We start from the raw sequence: 20,006 nt of genomic DNA, 5'->3' as shown, positions 1-20,006 counted from the left end.
ACTAAAAAAGAACTAAACATGAATAATTTCATCGTCAATCAATAAATCTTCACGAAGTAAGCGCAGGAAAATCTGAGCAACGGCTATGGTATCTTTTTCGCAATAGGTCACAATCCGGTCAATGTCTTTTTCTACGTAAAATACATGAGCCACCTGACTGCCGTCGATATCACCTTTTGGCGAAGGAATCCCCAGTATTTTGGTTAATAGTTTTAAAGAAGTAAAATGCTTGTAATCACCAAACTTCCATAATTCCAGGGTGTCCAGATGGGGAACTTCCCAGGGCTTTTTTCCAAATAAATTAAGCTTGTTCGGAATCGCAATCTGATTGATAATCATGCGCCGCGCTATAAATGGGAGATCAAACTCTTTGGCATTATGACCGCACAGCAAATGCTGAGGCTGATTGAAGTGATTGTTCAGCAGATTATTGAAATCATGAAGAATCTTTTTTTCTTCCCCGAAAAAAGAAGTGACCCTGAAATTCCGGATATCGCCTTTGATGGTGAAATAACCCACGGAAATGCAGACGATTTTACCAAACTCCGCCCAGATGCCGGCGCGGTCGTAAAATTCTTCCGGAGTGAATTCCTCTTTTCGCTGATATTGGGTTTTATGATCCCAAAGAGATTGCATTTCGGCATCAAGCGAATTGAAATGCTCTTCTTCCGGAACCGTTTCTATATCCAGAAATAAAATATTGTTGAGGTTTATTTTTTCAATCATAATTTTTAACCACTAATTCCACTAATTTATTTTTATGAAGATACATAAATTTGATTTAAAAAGAAGGAAATATAGTACAATTTAAATCATTTCGGCTAATTTATGAAATAATATTTTTAAAACAGACTTTGTTGCTGGGTTGGGTTTTCATGTTCCAAAAGCCATTTTTTACGCCATATTCCTCCGGCATAACCCGTGAGCGAACCATTGGTGCCAATGACCCTGTGGCACGGCACTACAATCCAAAGCGGATTTTTACCATTTGCCGACGCAACGGCACGAATCGCTTTAATATCACCAAGCTTTTTGGTCTGGTCCATGTAACTGACTGTTTTTCCGTATGGAATTTCGAGCAGTGATTTCCATACTTTTTGCTGGAATTCCGTTCCTTTTGGATTTAGTTTGAAAGTAAAATCAGTTCTTTTGCCTTCAAAATATTCCTGTAACTGCCGAACGGCCTCTTGCAGCACTTCCGGAATTTCAGCAGAAAGTTCGCCTTCTTTTGTGACCGAAATAACCGATACGCCATTTACATCACCAATGATAGTTGTGATTCCGAGCGGAGATTCGATGTAAGCTGTCTGTTCCATTTTAGAGTAAAAGCATAAAGGCTTTCACAAAGTTCGCAAAGTTTTTGTTTTGAATCCTATAAGTGAGGCTAATAATTTTTCAGATCAAATTGATATGTTAAACTGGTTTCAATTTTTTCGCCTGAAATGGTCTTTTTAATCTGAGATTGCTCCGGGCTGAACTTGGGTAAAGGCAGGTTTAAAGCGATTGCTTTTCCGGTATAATAAATTTCACGGCTAGGATGGAAGGGCGCCACAGCATTAAAAACTTCTCCCCATTTTGACTGACGGATGATTTCGTAAATCAAACAAATACAATCCGTTTGATGAATTAAATTGACAGGAGCGTCCGGATTTTCAAGATTTTCTTTTCCCGATAAACTTTTCACAGGATGACGATCCTCACCGATTAAGCCTCCAAAGCGGATAATGGTAGTTTCGAAGTCCTGATTGTGTTGTAAAAGCGCTTCCGCCAAAAGCAATTGTTTGCCGCTTTCGGTATCGGGATTTGGGGTAGTTTGTTCCGTGACGATTTCATTTTCATTGCCATAAACCGAAGTGGAACTCACAAAAAGTACCTTTTTTACGGTAGATTGTTCGATAAACGGAATCAGGTTTTTGATTTTGGCGACAAAAACTTTCTTTTCCGTATCTGCATTGTTTCCGCGCAATTTTGGCGGAATGTCTATAATCAGCATTTCGCTTTTGGCTAAAAAACCAGTGATACTTTCAGAAATGCTTTCGCTTTCGAGTGTCACTAAAAAAGGATTTATCCCGCTTTCTGTCAGGATGGAAAGCTTGTTTTCTGAAGTGGTGGATCCGTTAACCGAATGTCCTTTTTCGATTAATTTTTTCGCCAGGGGCAAACCCAGCCAGCCGCAGCCTAAAATACTAATTTGTGTCATTTTTTTTTGAGGTACAAAGGGGCAAAGGTTCAGAGGGGCAGAGGAAAAGCTAAACTGAAAGCAGTCTTTTCTTCTTGTCTCTTTTCTTTGCGAAATTAAATTTCTACAAATTTAAGGTAAAACGAACTTTGTCTTTTCCTTTTCCGCCGATTCTGTGATAGAATTTAATGGCTCTTTCGTTAAATTGTGGTGTTTGCCATTGTATATTGGTGCAGTTTTTCTCTTTTCCGATTTGTTGCAGCTTTTCAATTAAAACTTGCCCGATTCCAAAGCTTCTGGCTTGTTCTTCCAGAAACAGACAATCCATATAGATAAAATCTGCGGCATCCCAGGTTGAATAATCAAAAGTATACGAAACGTAACCAATGATTATTTCGTTTATTGCAACTACGAGGCAATAAAGTTTAGGGTTTTCTGCGAAGATTGCTTTTTCTAATGCTTCTGCTTTTCCTTCGGGAGAAAAATCTGCTTTTTCAAATTCCGCGTGTTTTTGACATAAAACGATTAATTGGGGCAAATCTGTACGTTCGCAATTCCTTATTGAATATTCCATTGCAGGTTGATTTCGGTTTGTAAAAAGGTAATAAAATGATGAAAATAGTCCGGATAGTTTTCGTTTTCGCGGATCGCAATAAAATGCTTTCTCTTTAAGCCGTTTTTACCAATTTTAATGGCTTTTATCGGACTGGTCTTAAGATGGGGCAGCAAAGCCCATTTTGCCATCGACATGACGCCCATATCGGCTTTGACCATTTCGAGAGAAGCTTCTGTCAGAGGTAAGGGCGTAATTTTTTTCGGTGTTACTTTGGCCGGAGCCAGGAAAAACTGATGTATCGTAACCGTTTCCATAGGAAGGGAATGAATCAAAAGATGTTCAGTGACAAAATCTTCGGGAACCACATATTTTTTATAGGCCCACGGATGGTTTTCCGAGACTGCCATTACCATTTCGTCCTGAAAAAGCTCCAGGTATTTGATATTATTGTCTTTGATGGGATCGCTAATAATCGCAATGTCAATCGTATTGGCCAGTAAATTCTGGAGCGGAATATGAGTTGCTTCCGTCACGATTTTCAATTCGACATTCGGGTATAAAAGATGAAATTGCTTTAAAACCGACGGAAGCCAGTGGTAACTTGAAAAACATTCGGTACTAATCCTGATTTCACCGTGTTCGCCAAAAACCATTTGTTTGATCTGGGTTTCAGTTTGCGATAGTTTGTCGAGGATTTCATTGGCGATCTCATAGATTTTTTCTCCGGCTTTGGTTAGAACCAGTTTTTTATTCATCCTGAAAAATATGGGCGTGCCCAACTGATATTCAGCTTCCTTGAGCTGGTGGCTCAGTGCCGATTGTGTCAGATGAAGTTTATCGATTGCTTTGGTGATGCTTCCTTCTTCGACAATTGCTTTGATCAGTCGTAAATGACGTATTTCCATTTTTAGCGAATTTGTATACAAAGGAACAAAATTTTAAGATGGGTTTTCCATGAAAAAAAGTAATCAAGTTGATGAATTCTTTTCGTTTTTATGGTCTTCGTACTTCAGCTACTTTTGAAAAAATAAATCATTAAAACCTGAAAAAATGGAAACGCAGATTAAACATTATGAAAATAAACTAGCCTTCGAAATGGATCCTTCCGATTTGTTTGATGCCCTGAATAACGGTGAAAAAGTTATGGTAATTGATGCCCGAAAAGCATTTGGTTTCGAAGCAGAGCATATTCCTGGTGCAATTAATATTCCGCATCGTGAAATGAATGCTGAAAGTACCAGGCATCTGGACAAAGAAATTTTGTATGTCACCTATTGCGACGGAATTGGCTGTAATGCCTCCACAAAAGGAGCGCTGAATATGACGAAACTGGGTTTTAAGGTAAAAGAACTGATCGGTGGAATCGAGTGGTGGAAATTTGACGGTTATGCTACCGAAGGGACCAACGGTAAAAATTCAGGACTGAAAATAGAATGTGCCTGTTAAACAAAAAGGACAAACTTTAATTTTTAAAGTTTGTCCTTTTGCCTTTTTTTGCTAATTATAATTGAAGAAACGTTCTTATTCAGGTTTAACTACCGGTGTTAAAGTGTCTTTTGCAACAATGATACTGTCTTTTACCGGGGCAGGATCAATGGGTTTCAAAGGAGCGGTATATCTTTTTATTTTCTGTTGAATCAAAACAGCATCATTCAGCACAAAAGGTGTCGGCATCATCCAGTCACTTCTTGGTTTGATATTAAACAACGGATTAGTCATTAAATCAAACGAACTTTCAATAAGATCCATATCGAAAATAGAAGATTTATTGATGTAGAATTCTAAAACAAGCGGTTCGTTGCCTACCACGTAATAACATAAAATTTTGCTGTCATCACGTTCTAAACGATTTCCGGTTTGTCCTGAAGTCGAAACGCCATTGGCTTTAAAGTTGTAAAACGTCATTTTGGTGTTGGCATAAATGTCGTAACGGTTTACTTTTCGGTTGGGCGTTATTTTTATTTTTAAATACCTGTTATTGCCCACCACACTGTCTTTGATGAACGTTACCGTTGGTTTTGGCACTGCCACATTTGGAGCGATGGCACTGTAGGTAAATGCTGAATTGTATTTGCTGGTAATCGGAAGTGAATTTAAACCCACTGCTTTTTGATTGGTCTCTCCCAGATAGCTTTTGGTCCAGTCGTCTAAGTTGACATCATAAGTCGTCCATAGGGCCGAATTGGTGTTGGCGTTATAAACATACAATAAACTATTTGATTTTGCTTTCCCTTTTTCATAATCCGAGTGAATCCCTGCGTAAACGAAAAAGCCAATGGATATTCCAAAAAAGAGCATCGTCCAGATTCCTTTTTTCGAAAAAGCACCAAATATCGGGAGTAATAATCCAAATAATAAAACGGTGAGCACAGCACTTCCGTATAGTATTTTTAATCCTAAACCTACCGGAAACATTATTATAAAAGGCGCCACAATGGCTAAGGCCGGAATAGAAAATAATAAATTCAGTCCTAAACTGTAATGTTGTGTGATGACAAAAATTCCAAAAAGAAGAACTCCGAAATATACCGGAATAATCAGGAATCCGGCTCCTGTGAGGCTGTTGGCCAGAAAAGCATTGATGGCGATCCAGAGCAACAAGGGAGCTACGAAATGATTCATCGTTATTTTCCCTTCAGAAAAATGATGATAGAACGCAAAACAAATGGCGATACTAAGCGTTACAAAAGCACCAATGTAAGCATGACCATTATAGGTAAATCCGTTTAACAGGTCATTGTATTGCGGATACACTTCCAATAAAATTTTCCATCCTAAAAAAGTAACCAGCCCTGCTATAATCACAGAACCTAACAAAGGAACAAACCCCCTGAAAATTTCTCTGAAACTGATAACACGTTTTGCTTTTCCGATAAAAATGAAAAGGATTAACAGGCCTAAAGCAATGATGGTCATTGGCGCTACCCATGCAAAAGGATAACTTATAAAAAATCCGAAAGGAACATTAAAATAAACATTATCCTCAGTTGAAGCTGTTGCATTTAGATCGAAATTCGAAAAATATTTTAATAAAGGCATCAGATAAGTGCCCTGATGGGTCAGTGTTGTTTTATTGAGATGCTGAAAATCATCTTGCTGGGTGTGGTAATTGAAATGACCATCGATAAAGGCAAAATTAAAGCCCTGAATGTTTCCCTGCTCTCTGAAAACAGTCAGGTCGGTATCGTTTGGAAGCATTTTGTAAATGCTGTACATCAGTGAATTTGAAACCGGAAATTTTGTTTTTGCATTCGAAAACTCTTTTACAAGTGCTTCATTTCCTTTGTTGGTCTCCATGAGCATATAACTTGGCCCTGAAGAACCTCTGGCTTCAAAATTTAAAACCAGTCCGACGTCTTTTGCCCACGGATGCTTATCTACAAAGAGTGCCGCACCGTTTAGTCCTAATTCTTCGGCATCGGAAAAGAGAATAATAATATCATTTTTATGAGGCTGCTTCGCGTATAAAAAGGCACGGATACCTTCGAGGATCGTCGCAACTCCGGAAGCATCATCACTTGCACCTTTAGAAAACGAGTGTGGGGCACTGTCGTAATGGGAAAGTAATAAAAGTGCTTTTGAATTGTCTGTTCCTTTAATGCGGGCAAGAATATTCTTAGATTTTACTAAGAGCCCTTTTTTGTTAAGGGTGAATCCTTCCTGTGTAGTCGTCTCTAAACCGATTCTGTTCAATTCAAGTTTAAGATAATTGGCCACTAATTCATGATTTGTCGAGCCTACATAATGGGGTTTCTGGGCTATGATTTTGACTTGATTCAGTGCTCGTTCTGTAGAGAATTCTGCGAGGGCTTCTTCATTTTTAGAAACCCACTGGGGCATCATTGTGGCGTATATAATAGCTAAAATGGCTATGACACATAGAAAGGCTAGTATTGAAGTAGGATTTTTTTTCATTGTTGAATATACTAAATTTCTTTTTTTACGAGCATAAAATAATCATTGTCCAGAGCGCAATATCCCTGGTCATACAGGAAATAATAGGTATTGCCTGTTTTCGTCTGCAAAATATTAGTAAAAAAATCAAAATCAAAGCCTTTATTCAACATTTTATCTCTTGTTGCTTTTGATTTTCCTTCTGAATTGAGTTCCGACAAAATACGGTAATTTTTGCGTAATTTATTGTTTACATTGCGCATAAAATTATTCGTATCCTTATTTATTTTATTATTGTATGCATTGCGACAACTGTCGGAACAGAATTTTTTATCTTCCCGGCCTACAATTTTTTCGGAGCATTCGAGACATGTTTTCATGGCTGTTCTATTTTTCTAATTTCATAAAGGTCATTCCTTCTGTCCTTTAGAATGCGGACACTTCCGTGCTCATGGAGTTGTTTTAGGAGATTCAGATCAACGTCTACGATCAGAGTCATTTCTGTATTCGGAGTGGCTTCTGCTTTTATACCATTACTCGGAAAAGCAAAATCAGAAGGTGTAAATACCGATGCCTGTGCATACTGAATATCCATGTTGTTTACTTTTGGCAGATTGCCCACACATCCGGCAATGGCAACATAACATTCGTTTTCAATGGCCCTGGCCTGCGAACAATGTTTGACACGGGTATAAGCGTTTTGGGTATCGGTTAAGAAGGGTACGAACAAAATATTCATTCCTTCATTGGCCATAATTCTGGAGAGTTCCGGGAATTCGACATCGTAACAAATCAGGATTCCGATTTTACCGCAATCGGTATCAAAGGTTTTAAATTGAGATCCGCCTTTCATTCCCCAATGCTGTACTTCGTTGGGCGTGATGTGAATTTTGGTATACATTTCAGAAGTTCCGTCTCTTTTGCATAAAAAACCGACATTGTATAAATTACCGTTTTCAAGGTGAGGCATACTTCCGGTAATGATATTGATGTTGTACGAAATGGCAAATTCCTGAAACCTTTTTCGAATCGGGTCAGAATGGCGGGCCAATTCCCTGATGGCTTCTGCTTCAGATAAATGATTGTAATCGGCCATTAAAGGCGCAATAAAAAGTTCCGGAAATAAAGCAAAATCACTTCCGTAACCGGATACGACGTCAATAAAAAATTCCGCCTGCTCAAACAAAGCTTCGACGTTATTAAGCTGACGCATCTGCCATTGAATCAATCCCAATCGAATTACACTTTTTTCAAGATTAATCAGTCTTGGACTTTCATCATAATAAACGTTGTTCCATTCGAGAAGCACGGCAAATTCTTTAGATTCTTCATCGCCTTCCAGGTAATTTTTGATGATTCTTAAAACGTGAAAATCATTACTCAGCTGAAACGAAAGTACAGGATCGTGTAATTCTTTGTGTTTTACTTTTTCGATATAATTCTTGGGAGTCATTTTGCTGGCATACTGACCATAGTTCGGAATTCTTCCGGCAAATACAATTGCTTTTAGGTTCAATTGTTCGCAAAGTTCTTTACGGGCATCGTACAAACGGCGCCCTAAACGTAGACCGCGGTAATTCGGGTGAATAAAAACATCAATGCCGTATAGTATTTCTCCGTTTTTGTTATGAGTAGAGAACGTATAATCACCAATAATTTGTCTGTAGTTATGTCTTTTATCGACCAGTTTTTCATCCAGTATTAAGGACAGTGCTGATCCTACTACTACACCATCTACTAAAATAACCAGCTGGCCTTCGGGAAATATGGCGAGTAATTTTTTAATGTCTTTAGATTCCCAATACGAATTGGCCATTTCCGGATAGGACTCTATCATTGAGTTTTTCAATTGTTTGTAATCGACTAATTGTAAATTTCGCAATTCAACTTTGTTGATTTGTGTCTGCATATTAAAGGGTTTTCTCCGAATATACGAAATTATTACCATTTACAAACGCTTACAAATAATTACAACCGAAAATAATTATTACTTAATCGGATAATTCCTACTTTTTTTGTATTTTTGCCTATGTGAATTTGACTAGCGAATTCATTTTTTAACCTTAAAATTTTATACGCCATGAATGCAATGAAAAACAGAGTACAGCTAATTGGGAACGTAGGTAACGATCCGGAAATTAAAACATTGGAAAACGGAAAAAAATTAGCGCATCTGAACATCGCTACAAATGAGTACTACAAGAACGATAAAGGCGAGAAGGTAGAACAAACAGAATGGCACCGTGTGACCGCCTGGGGCAAAACAGCTGAAATTATTGAAAAATTTGTAGTAAAAGGAAAAGAAGTTGCTGTTGAAGGTAAGCTAACACACAGGAGTTACGACGACAAAAACGGAGAGAAAAAATTTATTACAGAAGTCGTGGTCAATGAAATCTTACTCTTAAGTAAATAATTCAAACCCGACAGGTTTTTAAAACCTGTCGGGTTTAGTTTTAATACGCTACTACAAAACGGATGCACCATTGCTATCAGTGGTCAGTATTTCGCTCATGTAATCGAAAAAGGGTCTCATGTTTATGCAGGTTTCCAGGGCCTGTTCTAAAAAGAGCGGACTGAGTACTTCTTTATCCGTAAAACGTCTGATGATTAAAAACTGTTTGTATCGAAGTAAGTCGATAGCCTCATGATTGATGTCAAATCCTTTTGGTGCTGTTTTAAGCTGTTCGCCTTGTAGAACTCCGAAAGTCTCAACAAAAGATTTGGAATGCAGTATTTTTTGCATCGGTTCCACATTATGTGCAAATTCGCTTCTGATGCGTTTTAAATCTGCTGCACTTGGTCCCCAAAACCCACCGGCGAAAAAACTGTTTCCTTCTTCCAGATGAAAATAATAGCCACCACGTCTTTCACTTGTTGCGCGGGTAAAGCTCCCGCCCCAAAAGGTTTTAAAAGGAGTTTTGTCTTTGGAAAAACGAATATCGCGATAAATTCGATAGACACTTTTTTTGCCGGAAGCTGTTTCTAAAACATCGGTTTTGGAAAGCTCCTGCAGCAAAGCACCTGCAAAGGTTTCAATATGATTTAATTCGTTGAGGTAGGTTGTTTTGTTGGCTTCAAACCAGGGTTTGTTGTTATTTGTTTTGAGCTGCTGTAAAAAATCAAGACTGGATTTGGGTATCGTAACCGGCTGTTTCATAAGTATACTATTTGCGTTTCTAAAAGTAGAACACGAATGTCATTTAAACTAAAAACCCACCAGATTTCTGATGGGTTTTTATATATTTTTTTAAGCAGTCTTTTTTATTAAGTCAAACATAGGACAACGGGAGCAACGTTTCTTTTCGCTCTTTTTGAATTTCTCACAACAGCTTGATTTGCAGTTTTCGATCTTCTTAATCTTATCAAGGATAGCAGCATTTTTCTTCTTCTTATCCTTCTTTTTGTCCTTGTCTTTAACTTTATCTTTCTTGCTCATAGTCTCTCAATTATAAAACGAGACAAATATAAAAGAATAAATGTTATTTTTATGTATTCTAAATAAACTTTAACTTTTTTTATTTTGGATTAATGGCAATTGAGCTTGTTACTGTTAATTGCTGAATATCACGATCAAACAAGTAAAGTCCGCCTTTATCATCACCAATTAAGTTGATTTTGTCAAGGATTGATTTAGCTGTAGCCTCTTCTTCGATCTGTTCTGCCACATACCATTGCAGGAAATTATGTGTAGCATAATCTTTTTCAGAAAAAGTGATGTGCACTAATTCATTAATCGATTCTGATACGAAAATTTCATGATTGTAAAGGGCTTCAAACATTTCCTTAAAAGTAGTGTATGATGTTTTTGGCGCTTTAAGATCCGTAATGGTAGCATGTCCGCCACGCTCGTTGATGTACTTAACAAGTTTAAGCATGTGCGCGCGCTCTTCGTCTGATTGAGTGTACATAAACTGAGCGATTCCTTCTAATCCGTGTACCTCTGCCCAACAAGCCATTGAAAGGTAAGTTTGCGAAGACTCCGCTTCAATTCTGATTTGCTTGTTCAGTGCTGTTTCTATATTTTTTGATAACATAATCTTGAGTTTTTTGTAAAGTTAAATAATTTTAAGGAATTTGGAACCTGATTCACTGTTGTCAGAAACAATTCAGATTCAGACTAAATACAATGAAATCAACTTATTTGAATGAAATGATGTCTTTTCTACCCTTAGCGGGATATGAAAAAATTGTCTTTATTTTAGTTATACCCGTCTGTAAACTTTAGCAGCTTGTATTGTTTGGCTGTGGTATCGAAATAGCCTAAGATGGAATAATCCTTATATTTCATGATGCTTTCTAATGCAATTTCTTTGTGCTTGTCCATAAATAAGTAAATCTTGTCTATTGCCAGAGACTGTTGTTTTTCAGCAGTAAATCCGAGTTTTTTATCCCAGATACTTTCAAAAAAGACTGTTTTGGTCTCAATGTCAGGGTAGTAAAAGCCTTCAAAACTCTGATTGGTTGTTTTACTGATTCCTCCAATGGTAATAAACAGATTTTTTTTGTTTTTAAATACGGAGATGCCCGTATCTAAGCCCGATAAATGCTGCAGGAATTTGGCGGTGTTTTTTAATTCTTTCGGACTGTAATTGTTTCTTTGGATTAGCAAAGGCGAATTTTTAAAAAGGATCGTGTCATTTTTGGAAACGGCAATGCTTTTTAAGACTTGCTGCGAATCCAGATCTTTTATATCAAACAAAAGTTCGTCTTCGTTGGCATTAATCTGATACAATTTGTTTTCGTGATAATAAGAGTTGGAGGATCTTGCTGCTTTTTTAGTAGTCGGTTGTACAAAGTCTTTTTCTTTGATCTCCAGATTGCTCAAATTAATATCGAAGAGTTGTGTCTTTTGAAGCGTCTGATCTAAAGTTAAAATGATGCGATCACTTAGGATATACATTTTAGTTTTACTAATCGTTGCAGACAGCGGATTGTATTCACCGGGTTCCATTTTTTCAATAGGGTTTTCTGCAAGAATCTCATTGAATGTTTTGGGTTTTGTTTTTCTGTCTATAAAAGTGAAAGGAGAAAAATCAAGCACTTTTTCTTCTACGATTCCATTTTTGAAGACATACAGAATCAGTTTTGGTCCCGTCTTATCCTGTGTCAGGAAGTTAAAGGAATTGTCTTTTTGATATGAGGTTACAATAGCCTGTGTTGTATTTGGATATTCAAATTTTAGCGCTTTCGAAGTTTTGTTTTCGAAATAATATTTGACAATTATAATGTTTTTTGCTGCTTCTGAAAACCAATACAAAGTTGGATTTCCGTCTTCACTAAAACTGTAGCCCATCAGAGACCTGTCATTAAAATACGTAGCCGGACCCGTAAACTGGTCCGTCAGGAATAACGCACTATTGTATTTTAAAATCGTAAAATTTCCCTGCGACAGCACAAAAACAAATACTTCGTGGGTCGAGTTGTTTTCGAAATTTAAAATCTGATCATTTTCGCGTATCCTTTTTAAATCCATAGGATAAGTCGTCAAGACCGTCTGGCTTAACAGAATCGAATTGTACAATACAGCTAAAAACAGAAATACTTTTCTCATATTTTTTAAGAATAAAATCAATTCAAAATCTTCGCCTGAATTCTCTTTAGGAATTCATCAGCTCCTGAAAATAGTCTACAAACTGACCCAGATGCAGACCGTCCATTAAACCATGATGCACATACACGGCCATCGAAATTGTTCTTTTTCCGGTTTCGGATGTCATCATTTTTCCGAAAGAAACTTTTGGACAGCTGTCCGGATACGTGAAACTGCGGGCATGTGTAAGCGATGTAAAGTTTAACCACGGTATTGCCGAAAAATGGATGACATTATCGTCTTTAAACTCACGGGTAAAAAGCCCGGTGGTATTTTGGATACGCTCGATTTCTTTTAAAGCCGTTTGTTCGAAAATTTTAAAATCAGGATCATATTCGATTAGTGAAAATCCGAAAGTGCCATCTTCACGGCCAATTGTGGCGGATGCATCAATACGATCGTTGATGTAAATCTCGTCTTCTGCAACTCGGTATCTGAAATTCTCGATTGCATTTACGGCAACCAGAGTTTTATGTAAGTAATAGATAAAAAAGGAAGCATTGAGGCTTTTTGCAGTTTGGTAGGCTTTTGTGCAATCGATCTCAACAGTGGCACCAAAAAAAGGTTCTTCCATCTGTTTGAAATGGGCAAAATGCTCTTTTCTGTTCCAGTTTTCTAAATCTAAAAGTGTTTTCATTAGGCTAAATTAGTAACCACTTCCGTGATTTTTTCAAATGAACTAAAATGTTCGTGTTCTACTTTATGACTGATTTTCTCATGTTCCCAAGTGGTATGAAACGGAATATGTACGGCATAACCGCCAATTTCCAAAACCGGTAAAACATCCGATTTTAACGAATTCCCGATCATCAGAAACTCGTGAGGCTGAATGTCTAAACGTCCCAGTAATTTCTTGTAATCAATTTGTTGTTTGTCTGACATGACTTCGATATGGTGAAAATAATGTCCTAGTCCTGAACGGTGCAGTTTGCTGTGCTGGTCTTTTAAATCGCCTTTTGTAGCCACGACCAGTTTGTATTTGCCGTGTAAGGCCTGCAGCGTTTCTTCGATTCCGTCAAGGAGTTCGATGGGTTTTTCGAGCAATTCTTTTCCGTATTCAATGATTTTCTGAATCACTTCAACCGGAATCGTGTTGTTTGAAATGTTCATCGCCGCCTCAATCATCGATAAAATATAACCTTTGATTCCGTAACCGTACAAAGGCAAATTCTGAATTTCGATTTTAAACAATTCCTGCGAAATGCCCTGATGCGAAAGATAATCTTCCATTAAGGCACAAAATTTATGTTCCGTTTCCTGAAAATACGGTTCGTTAACAAACAAAGTATCATCGGCATCGAAGGCGATTACTTTTAAATTTGGTATTTTGCTTTTATGTAACATGATGTTTTTTTGTTTCAGGTTTGAAGTTTTAGGTTTTTTTGCCACGAATTTCACGAATTTCACGAATTTTTTTTGCCACAGATTATAGAGATTCCAAAGATTTAAAAATAATTTGCCAAATCTGCTCGATCTGCGTGAGAACTTTTTTGCCACGAATTAGCACTATTTTTTTGCCTCTTCTGGTACCTATCGGAATAAATGATTTCAGAGATTAAAAAAAAATCTGCTCCATCTGCCAAATCTGCGAGAAAGCATTTTTAAAATTAATCTGCGTAAACCCGCCTAATCCGAAAACCAATTTCCAGTCTTAATTCTTAGAAAAGAACCTGCCCGGAGAAATTGTCTTATCGTAAAACGTAATCCGGATTCCGAAAAGCAAAATCATTCCGCCGAAAACCATTTGTAAAGTTATTTGTTCTTCTAAAAACAACCAAGCTAATATCGAAGTAATTACAGCCTGACTCAATAAACTTAACGAAACCCTTGTGGCACGCATGTGTTGTGTGGCATAACTGATCGAAAGCCAGGCGCACAACTGGCAGATTATTGCCTGAAGTACAAATACAAACCAGCCTGTATTGGAGAATCCCGTAAAAGTTTCATTCAATGCATAGCAAATAATTCCTAAATAAGCGCTGGAAGCCAGTAAACTAATCGTCATAAACGATAAAACATCAACATGGGAAAGCACATTTTTACTTACCAGAAGATAGATCGAATAGAAGATTCCGGACAAAACAGCAAACAGGAAAGCCTGATCAAAATTCAGTTCCAGAAAAAAACTAAAACCAACCAAAGTCACCATTCCGAATAATGAAACGACCGTTCCGATCCAGAAATTGGCAGCCGGTTTTGATTTCAAAAATAAGAAAGAACCAATTCCGACCCAAAGCGGCGATAAATTAGTTAACAAGGAAGCCTGCGTCGCACTTGAATCCTGAATGGCGATATTCCAAACCGCTACATCTGAGGCAAAGAGAATCCCGCTTAATGCTGCTAAAAGTGTAAATTTTAAGGTTGGAAGTTTAAAGTTCTTACTCAAAAGCACATAAGGCAAAAGCAAAACAACCGCAAAAAACATTCTGTAAAAAGCAGAAATCAATCCCGAAGCTAAACGCAATTTGATCAATATCGGAAAAATCGAAATACAAAGTATGCCGCAGATTAAAGCTAATCTTGGTTTGGTTAATTTCATTAGAAGAATGTTGTTAGACTTAAAAAGAGAGGAGGGAAAAATAAAAATAGCAGTTCAAATTATTTCTTTTAACCATTCTCTCATTTCTGAAATTACTTCATCATTAGTATAAAAATTCCCTTCTTTGATTTCATTCTGCCCTTTTTCTATAGCTGTCTTTTGTTCAGACGATAACTCATAGAAAGCTTTTTCACTCACATCCATAAAATTTCATTTAGACTCAAAATTAAGATTTATTTTCAAACAAAAATTGTTGAGGTAATTTAATAACGATTATTCCTAAAACAAAAATTCCCGAATTTTAGCTCGGGAATTTGTTTTTTAATCTGCAAATTTTCTAATAATGTACTGACTTCCTTTATTATCGTAATAGCCCAGATAATAGAAATTCCCCATTTTGAATAAGGTTTGCGAGGAAACATTTTTATTGTCGTCAAAGAACGTTCTGATTTTGTCGAATGCCAGCGGTTGTAACTGTCCCTCGACATGATTGCCTTCGGCGTCAAATAATCCTTCAATCTTAACCACTTTTCTGTTGCTGTAAGAATTAAAGCTTTCCATTGTCGGATTGAATACGGCTATAGAAACCAGAGCCCCGATTAAACCAAATGAACCCAAAGCTGCCTGACCGCCCGATTGCTGAACGGCAGAAACGCCTCCGAAAGTAATCAGGGTGTTTTGTCCTAAATGGTAACACGCAAGACCCGAGTGCAGATTGTTTATTTTTCGGATGAATTGTGAAGAGTTTTCCAGAATTCGTTTTCCTCCAAAATCTCCGCCTTCCTGGTAAATCTCCGAATTTTTAAAATTAATCGGGCTGGCCGAGTTCACCATATATTGTTTTAAAAGAGTATCGTTCAGGTCTTTTATGGTAAAGTAAAGCAGATCGGAAGAACCTTTTAACTGATATAATTTATTGTCAAAATAAAAAGAATTAGAGTTTAAATACGTACGGTCCCCACCTATAAATTGCTTTTTGACTATTTTCTCGAAAGCGGTAAATTCTTTTAAATCAACGATAATGACCTGAGTGTAATCTATATTGGTGTCAAGTGTTATGGTGATTTGTTTATTGCTGAAATAACATTTTCTTTTTTTCGAACCATCGGTTAGCGAAGTCGGGTTTTCAACTGTGATGTTCTCCAAGGAAAAAGGAACTTCGAAAGGAAGTAAGTTTTCGCCTAAAACACCATATAAATTCGATCTGGTATAATTTGAGGTGAAAAAATGAAATCCTTCCAACGGAATTATCTTGGAGGTGTAATTGCCCTCTTTGTCAAAAATGTGAAGTTTTAGATTGTTGCTTTTTTTGACTACCGATAAAATGTAAAAGTTATCGGATTCACTGAATTTTTGTAAAACCTTTTCCTCTTTTAAAACCAGCGTAAATTCTTTTGGAGTGATCGTACGACTTTTAAAATCATAGAGTTGCGAAATAATATTTTCGTAATCGTTTGACGACCAGAAAAGTCTGGTGTTATCATTCGAAATATTATAACCAATCATGTTGGTGTAGGTTTTTTTGTCCGGCCTTTCGGTAGAAATGCTGTCTGTAATTTGCATTTGTTCGTTGAGACGAAGTGCTTTTACTTTTACTTTGTCACTAACAAACAACGAAACTTCTTTTTTATCGTTGTTTATCGTTTGAAAAATGTCGCGATTGTTTTTTAAATCAAGTGAAGTTGAACTTACAACTTCCTGTGAAAAGGAGCTTAAACCAGCTAAAAAGAAAGAGGCTAAAAGTATTTTTCTGAACATTGACTGAGAATATTACGGTTTTAAATTTTTGTGCAAATATCCTATTTTTTTGAAAATAGTATAGGATAATTTTTCCAAAAGCAAAACGCGTGAATCAGTTAAGTGGTTCACGCGTTTCGGGTTGTTGTTTTTTAAGCAGTTAAACTTTTACAGGCTTTCTCGATTTGTTTGTCTGAGAAAGGCTCGAGTGCTTTGGCAAGCATTTTACTGGTTTTAATGCAGTTCAGCATTTTGGCCCGCAGGTCATGGTTATCGCCCATTTCAGTTTCCAGTAGCGCCTCGAAAATTTCGGACAAATGTTGGGGTTGTTCTCTAAATTCTCCTTCGAACCAAAGGTTAGAAAGGAAATTCGCCACGGATGGCATTACATCATGATGTGATGGTTTTTGATTTTCTTTAGTCATTATCGAAAATATTAAACGCACGAAACCCTTGCTTTAGGTGTGACTAAATATTCAAAGAATAGATTTAGGGCAGTTTCCTGCTCCAGCACCGTGGCAAGGGTTCGCTTATGTTAACTTTAATTAGTTTAATATAAGCCTTAAATATTTAGTCAGTTCAAACTTACAAAATATAAGTTTAACCCACAACAAAATACAAGAATATTCTTTCATTTAAAATTATCTAATTATCACATTCTCAAATTTTCTAATTAAAAAAATTAATTCACCGTCTCACCATTTGGTGCATCAGCATCGGGATTGATGAAAACCAGTTTTCCTTCTGCATTTGTAGTCATCAGGATCATTCCCTGGCTTTCTACACCACGCAACGCTCTTGGCGCTAGGTTGGCCAGAACAGAAACACGTTTTCCGATGATTTCTTCCGGTGTAAAGCTTTCTGCAATTCCCGAAACAATCGTACGAACATCAATTCCGGTATCTACTTTCAGGACCAGAAGTTTATTGGCTTTCGGCATTTTCTCTGCTTCCAGAATAGTTCCGACACGAATGTCCATTTTAGCGAAATCTTCAAACTGAATTAATTCTTTTTGAGGTTCCACTTGTTTGTTTTCGGCAAGATTGGCCGTTTTGGTAGCTTCCAATTTGTCTATTTGTTTTTGTATTTCTTCGTCTTCAATTTTAGCAAAAAGCAATTCGGCTTCACCAATCTGGTGGCCTTCCGGAATCAATTCTGAATTTTCAGCAACGTCATTCCATTTCAATTTTCCTTCGTTTTTAAGGATTCGGGATAATTTCGCAGCTGTAAAAGGTAAAAACGGTTCCGCCAATATGCTCAACGCAGCGGCAATTTGCAACGCCACATACATCTGCGTTTTTACTCGCTCCGGATTGTCTTTCATTACTTTCCACGGCTCTTCGTCGGCCAGGTATTTATTTCCTAAACGCGCCACATTCATCAATTCGCCCAAAGCTTCACGGAATCTGTAACGCTCTACCGAACTTGAAATCACGGCCGGATACGCTTTCAATTCGGCCAAAGCAGCTTCGTCAACTTCTGTAAATTCATTTGGCGTTGGAATGTATCCGTCGTAATATTTATTCGTCAACACCACCACACGGTTGATGAAGTTCCCAAAAATCGCTACCAGTTCGTTGTTGTTTCTGGCCTGAAAATCTTTCCAGGTAAAATCGTTATCCTTAGTTTCCGGCGCGTTTGATGTTAAGGCATAACGCAAAACGTCTTGTTTCTCCGGAAATTCTTCTAAATATTCGTGCAGCCAAACCGCCCAGTTTTTAGAAGTCGAAAGTTTGTTTCCTTCCAGATTCAAAAACTCATTCGCAGGAACATTGTCCGGTAAAATATAGCTTCCTTCGGCTTTTAGCATCGCCGGGAAAATGATACAGTGAAAAACAATATTGTCTTTCCCGATAAAGTGAACCAGTTTGGTGTCTTCGTCTTTCCAGTACGGTTCCCAGTCCTTTCCTTCGCGCAAAGCCCATTCTTTGGTTGATGAAATGTACCCAATTGGCGCATCAAACCAAACGTATAATTTTTTTCCTTCGGCACCTTCAACGGGAACATCAATTCCCCAATCCAGGTCACGCGTTACGGCACGAGGCTCGAGTCCGCCGTCAACCCATGATTTTACTTGTCCGTACACATTCGGTTTCCAGTCGTTTTTATGTCCCACCAAAATCCATTCTGTTAAGAAATCAGTATATCGGTCTAAAGGTAAAAACCAGTGTTTGGTAGATTTCAAAATCGGAGTTTCTCCGGTAATCGTCGATTTCGGGTTAATCAAATCCGTAGCATTCAGAGTCGATCCGCAATTTTCACACTGATCTCCGTAAGCTCCGTCGTTGCCACATCTTGGACAAGTTCCCACCACAAAACGATCCGCCAGAAACTGATTGGCTTTGGCATCATACAATTGCTCGGTTATTTCCTCAATAAAATCGCCATTATCATACAGTTTTCTGAAAAATTCCTGAGCCGTATCATGATGAATTTTAGCCGAAGTTCTGGAATAATTATCAAACGAAATTCCGAAATCAGCGAATGATTTTCTAATAATTCCGTCATATTTATCAATAACTTCTTGTGGTGTAATTCCTTCTTTTTTGGCTTTCATCGAAATAGCAACGCCATGTTCATCGCTTCCGCAAATAAACGCAACATCTTTTCCCTGTAAACGTAAATATCTCGAATAAATATCTGCAGGCACGTAAACCCCCGCCAAATGGCCAATATGTATAGGTCCGTTGGTGTAAGGCAAGGCTGCCGTAATAGTATATCTCTTTGGATTCTGTATCATATGTTGATATTAATTATTTTTTATTGGTCATATGTAATTCGCGCATGAAATCTTGTGTTTAAGGGCAATTTTGTCGTACGCTCATTTCATAACTCAATTTTATTGCCTGCAAAAATAAGCAATAGAATCGAGAATTTGTTATTTCACGGAGATTCACGAAGAAAAAGCGCAGAGATTCGCGAAGTTTTTTTAAAAGAAAGGGAAATTAATCACGCAGAGGCACAGAGGCGCAAAATTTTATTTAGCCACAGATTACGAAGGATTAAAATGGATTTTTCTAAATTAAATCTGCTCAATCTGCGGAATCTGCGAGAAACAAAAAAGCTTCGTCAAATCTTTGCGTGGGCTTTGACTTCGCTCAGCCGGAGAACCTTTGCGAATCTCTGCGAAAACCTCCGTGCAGCTTTGTGGAACGACTAAAATAGAACGAGTTTAAACTAGCCCTTCCGTTAAAAACTTCAAAATATATTTTGCAACCTTTGCAGTGAAAAAAACAAAGCTATGAGCAAGACAAAATTAATCATCAATAAAAACGGATCCATCAAAATTGAAGGTGATTTCGAAATAATGGATTCAGAAGGAACAGTTTACGGACTACAAGGCAGAAGCGCACTAGGTCTTTGCCGTTGCGGATTATCGGCCAACAAACCATTTTGTGATGGTGGACATCGTAATAATTTCGAGCACGATTCAGTTGCATTCGATTTACCGCCAATGAAAACGAACTAAGAACCGTTTCTGAAATATCATAAAAGCTGCATTTTTAATGTG

The 20,006-nt window shown here is 37.5% G+C and carries 22 protein-coding genes; 3 read left to right on the top strand and 19 right to left on the bottom strand.

Features of this window, described 5'->3' with window-relative positions:
• Positions 1-12: 12 nt before the first annotated feature.
• The 5 genes from GJU43_RS16015 to GJU43_RS15995 all read right to left on the bottom strand — a co-directional run bounded on the left by GJU43_RS16015 (position 13) and on the right by GJU43_RS15995 (position 3,640).
• Positions 13-726 carry a 3'-5' exonuclease gene (locus tag GJU43_RS16015; RefSeq protein WP_154341846.1) on the bottom strand — a complete coding sequence of 238 codons (714 nt, stop codon included), beginning with the start codon at positions 724-726 and terminating at the stop codon, positions 13-15.
• A 116-nt stretch (positions 727-842) separates the two neighbouring features.
• Positions 843-1,316 carry a methylated-DNA--[protein]-cysteine S-methyltransferase gene (locus GJU43_RS16010; RefSeq protein ID WP_154341844.1) on the bottom strand — a complete coding sequence of 158 codons (474 nt, stop codon included), beginning with the start codon at positions 1,314-1,316 and terminating at the stop codon, positions 843-845.
• 68 nt (positions 1,317-1,384) lie between these two features.
• Positions 1,385-2,200 carry an NAD(P)H-binding protein gene (locus tag GJU43_RS16005; protein ID WP_154341842.1) on the bottom strand — a complete coding sequence of 272 codons (816 nt, stop codon included), beginning with the start codon at positions 2,198-2,200 and terminating at the stop codon, positions 1,385-1,387.
• 103 nt (positions 2,201-2,303) lie between these two features.
• A complete protein-coding gene (locus GJU43_RS16000; RefSeq protein ID WP_154341840.1) occupies positions 2,304-2,753 on the bottom strand; it encodes a GNAT family N-acetyltransferase in 450 nt (149 codons plus the stop codon).
• On the bottom strand, positions 2,738-3,640 hold the full coding sequence (locus GJU43_RS15995) for a LysR family transcriptional regulator (RefSeq protein WP_154341838.1): 903 nt from the start codon (positions 3,638-3,640) through the stop codon (positions 2,738-2,740). The genes GJU43_RS16000 and GJU43_RS15995 overlap by 16 nt, the downstream gene beginning before the upstream one ends.
• Before the next feature lie 145 nt (positions 3,641-3,785).
• Here GJU43_RS15995 and GJU43_RS15990 point away from each other — a divergent pair, with 145 nt between their 5' ends.
• Positions 3,786-4,181 (top strand): rhodanese-like domain-containing protein, encoded by a 396-nt coding sequence (locus tag GJU43_RS15990; protein ID WP_154341836.1) that lies wholly within the window; start codon positions 3,786-3,788, stop codon positions 4,179-4,181.
• A gap of 75 nt (positions 4,182-4,256) precedes the next feature.
• Here GJU43_RS15990 and GJU43_RS15985 read toward each other — a convergent pair whose 3' ends face one another.
• Genes GJU43_RS15985 through GJU43_RS15975 form a run of 3 tightly spaced genes read right to left on the bottom strand, consistent with a single transcriptional unit; the run spans position 4,257 to position 8,538 of the window.
• Positions 4,257-6,650 (bottom strand): M28 family peptidase, encoded by a 2,394-nt coding sequence (locus GJU43_RS15985; RefSeq protein ID WP_154341834.1) that lies wholly within the window; start codon positions 6,648-6,650, stop codon positions 4,257-4,259.
• 11 nt (positions 6,651-6,661) lie between these two features.
• Positions 6,662-7,009 (bottom strand): hypothetical protein, encoded by a 348-nt coding sequence (locus GJU43_RS15980; protein ID WP_154341832.1) that lies wholly within the window; start codon positions 7,007-7,009, stop codon positions 6,662-6,664.
• Positions 7,006-8,538, bottom strand: a complete 1,533-nt coding sequence (locus GJU43_RS15975; protein WP_154341830.1) for a carbon-nitrogen hydrolase family protein — start codon at positions 8,536-8,538, stop codon at positions 7,006-7,008. Before GJU43_RS15975 ends, GJU43_RS15980 begins: the two co-directional genes overlap by 4 nt.
• 171 nt (positions 8,539-8,709) lie before the next feature.
• Here GJU43_RS15975 and GJU43_RS15970 point away from each other — a divergent pair, with 171 nt between their 5' ends.
• Complete coding sequence (locus GJU43_RS15970; protein ID WP_154341828.1) at positions 8,710-9,042, top strand: single-stranded DNA-binding protein; 333 nt, start codon at positions 8,710-8,712, stop codon at positions 9,040-9,042.
• A 51-nt stretch (positions 9,043-9,093) separates the two neighbouring features.
• Here the strand turns inward: GJU43_RS15970 and GJU43_RS15965 are convergent, their stop codons facing one another.
• The 11 genes from GJU43_RS15965 to metG all read right to left on the bottom strand — a co-directional run bounded on the left by GJU43_RS15965 (position 9,094) and on the right by metG (position 19,235).
• Positions 9,094-9,786 carry a DUF2461 domain-containing protein gene (locus tag GJU43_RS15965; RefSeq protein WP_154341826.1) on the bottom strand — a complete coding sequence of 231 codons (693 nt, stop codon included), beginning with the start codon at positions 9,784-9,786 and terminating at the stop codon, positions 9,094-9,096.
• Positions 9,787-9,876: 90 nt separating this feature from the next.
• Positions 9,877-10,065 (bottom strand): hypothetical protein, encoded by a 189-nt coding sequence (locus GJU43_RS15960; RefSeq protein WP_154341825.1) that lies wholly within the window; start codon positions 10,063-10,065, stop codon positions 9,877-9,879.
• A gap of 79 nt (positions 10,066-10,144) precedes the next feature.
• Positions 10,145-10,663, bottom strand: a complete 519-nt coding sequence (locus tag GJU43_RS15955; protein ID WP_154341823.1) for a ferritin — start codon at positions 10,661-10,663, stop codon at positions 10,145-10,147.
• 164 nt (positions 10,664-10,827) lie between these two features.
• On the bottom strand, positions 10,828-12,180 hold the full coding sequence (locus GJU43_RS15950; RefSeq protein ID WP_154341821.1) for a hypothetical protein: 1,353 nt from the start codon (positions 12,178-12,180) through the stop codon (positions 10,828-10,830).
• 46 nt (positions 12,181-12,226) lie between these two features.
• Positions 12,227-12,856 carry a chloramphenicol acetyltransferase gene (locus tag GJU43_RS15945; protein WP_154341819.1) on the bottom strand — a complete coding sequence of 210 codons (630 nt, stop codon included), beginning with the start codon at positions 12,854-12,856 and terminating at the stop codon, positions 12,227-12,229.
• Positions 12,856-13,563 (bottom strand): HAD family hydrolase, encoded by a 708-nt coding sequence (locus GJU43_RS15940; RefSeq protein ID WP_154341817.1) that lies wholly within the window; start codon positions 13,561-13,563, stop codon positions 12,856-12,858. Before GJU43_RS15940 ends, GJU43_RS15945 begins: the two co-directional genes overlap by 1 nt.
• Before the next feature lie 307 nt (positions 13,564-13,870).
• Positions 13,871-14,758 carry a DMT family transporter gene (locus GJU43_RS15935; RefSeq protein WP_154341815.1) on the bottom strand — a complete coding sequence of 296 codons (888 nt, stop codon included), beginning with the start codon at positions 14,756-14,758 and terminating at the stop codon, positions 13,871-13,873.
• Between the two features lie 54 nt (positions 14,759-14,812).
• A complete protein-coding gene (locus GJU43_RS15930; RefSeq protein WP_154341813.1) occupies positions 14,813-14,962 on the bottom strand; it encodes a hypothetical protein in 150 nt (49 codons plus the stop codon).
• 117 nt (positions 14,963-15,079) lie between these two features.
• Complete coding sequence (locus GJU43_RS15925; protein ID WP_154341812.1) at positions 15,080-16,516, bottom strand: hypothetical protein; 1,437 nt, start codon at positions 16,514-16,516, stop codon at positions 15,080-15,082.
• Between the two features lie 131 nt (positions 16,517-16,647).
• Complete coding sequence (locus tag GJU43_RS15920; RefSeq protein ID WP_154341810.1) at positions 16,648-16,920, bottom strand: hypothetical protein; 273 nt, start codon at positions 16,918-16,920, stop codon at positions 16,648-16,650.
• Positions 16,921-17,177: 257 nt separating this feature from the next.
• A complete protein-coding gene (gene metG, locus GJU43_RS15915; protein WP_154341808.1) occupies positions 17,178-19,235 on the bottom strand; it encodes a methionine--tRNA ligase in 2,058 nt (685 codons plus the stop codon).
• A gap of 501 nt (positions 19,236-19,736) precedes the next feature.
• On the opposite strand from metG, the gene GJU43_RS15910 reads away from it, so the two are divergent.
• Entirely contained in the window at positions 19,737-19,964 is a 228-nt protein-coding gene (locus GJU43_RS15910) for a CDGSH iron-sulfur domain-containing protein (protein WP_026984188.1), read from the top strand.
• Positions 19,965-20,006 lie beyond the last annotated feature (42 nt).

This window comes from Flavobacterium sp. LC2016-23, assembly GCF_009674775.1.
Taxonomy (GTDB): Bacteria; Bacteroidota; Bacteroidia; order Flavobacteriales; family Flavobacteriaceae; genus Flavobacterium.
Note: the sequence above shows the minus strand (reverse complement) of the source record. Positions and strands in the feature narration are given on the sequence as shown.

Excerpts from the sequence above, each read along its gene's own strand:
- GJU43_RS15930 (WP_154341813.1), bottom strand. The coding sequence starts at position 14,962 with ATGGATGTGAGTGAAAAAGCTTTCTATGAGTTATCGTCTGAACAAAAG.
- GJU43_RS16015 (WP_154341846.1), bottom strand. The coding sequence starts at position 726 with ATGATTGAAAAAATAAACCTCAACAATATTTTATTTCTGGATATAGAA.
- GJU43_RS16000 (WP_154341840.1), bottom strand. The coding sequence starts at position 2,753 with ATGGAATATTCAATAAGGAATTGCGAACGTACAGATTTGCCCCAATTA.
- GJU43_RS15985 (WP_154341834.1), bottom strand. The coding sequence starts at position 6,650 with ATGAAAAAAAATCCTACTTCAATACTAGCCTTTCTATGTGTCATAGCC.
- GJU43_RS15920 (WP_154341810.1), bottom strand. The coding sequence starts at position 16,920 with ATGACTAAAGAAAATCAAAAACCATCACATCATGATGTAATGCCATCC.
- GJU43_RS15945 (WP_154341819.1), bottom strand. The coding sequence starts at position 12,856 with ATGAAAACACTTTTAGATTTAGAAAACTGGAACAGAAAAGAGCATTTT.
- GJU43_RS15950 (WP_154341821.1), bottom strand. The coding sequence starts at position 12,180 with ATGAGAAAAGTATTTCTGTTTTTAGCTGTATTGTACAATTCGATTCTG.
- GJU43_RS15910 (WP_026984188.1), top strand. The coding sequence starts at position 19,737 with ATGAGCAAGACAAAATTAATCATCAATAAAAACGGATCCATCAAAATT.
- GJU43_RS15980 (WP_154341832.1), bottom strand. The coding sequence starts at position 7,009 with ATGAAAACATGTCTCGAATGCTCCGAAAAAATTGTAGGCCGGGAAGAT.
- GJU43_RS15935 (WP_154341815.1), bottom strand. The coding sequence starts at position 14,758 with ATGAAATTAACCAAACCAAGATTAGCTTTAATCTGCGGCATACTTTGT.
- GJU43_RS16010 (WP_154341844.1), bottom strand. The coding sequence starts at position 1,316 with ATGGAACAGACAGCTTACATCGAATCTCCGCTCGGAATCACAACTATC.
- GJU43_RS15960 (WP_154341825.1), bottom strand. The coding sequence starts at position 10,065 with ATGAGCAAGAAAGATAAAGTTAAAGACAAGGACAAAAAGAAGGATAAG.
- metG (WP_154341808.1), bottom strand. The coding sequence starts at position 19,235 with ATGATACAGAATCCAAAGAGATATACTATTACGGCAGCCTTGCCTTAC.
- GJU43_RS15955 (WP_154341823.1), bottom strand. The coding sequence starts at position 10,663 with ATGTTATCAAAAAATATAGAAACAGCACTGAACAAGCAAATCAGAATT.
- GJU43_RS15940 (WP_154341817.1), bottom strand. The coding sequence starts at position 13,563 with ATGTTACATAAAAGCAAAATACCAAATTTAAAAGTAATCGCCTTCGAT.
- GJU43_RS15990 (WP_154341836.1), top strand. The coding sequence starts at position 3,786 with ATGGAAACGCAGATTAAACATTATGAAAATAAACTAGCCTTCGAAATG.
- GJU43_RS15925 (WP_154341812.1), bottom strand. The coding sequence starts at position 16,516 with ATGTTCAGAAAAATACTTTTAGCCTCTTTCTTTTTAGCTGGTTTAAGC.
- GJU43_RS15975 (WP_154341830.1), bottom strand. The coding sequence starts at position 8,538 with ATGCAGACACAAATCAACAAAGTTGAATTGCGAAATTTACAATTAGTC.
- GJU43_RS16005 (WP_154341842.1), bottom strand. The coding sequence starts at position 2,200 with ATGACACAAATTAGTATTTTAGGCTGCGGCTGGCTGGGTTTGCCCCTG.
- GJU43_RS15965 (WP_154341826.1), bottom strand. The coding sequence starts at position 9,786 with ATGAAACAGCCGGTTACGATACCCAAATCCAGTCTTGATTTTTTACAG.
- GJU43_RS15970 (WP_154341828.1), top strand. The coding sequence starts at position 8,710 with ATGAATGCAATGAAAAACAGAGTACAGCTAATTGGGAACGTAGGTAAC.
- GJU43_RS15995 (WP_154341838.1), bottom strand. The coding sequence starts at position 3,640 with ATGGAAATACGTCATTTACGACTGATCAAAGCAATTGTCGAAGAAGGA.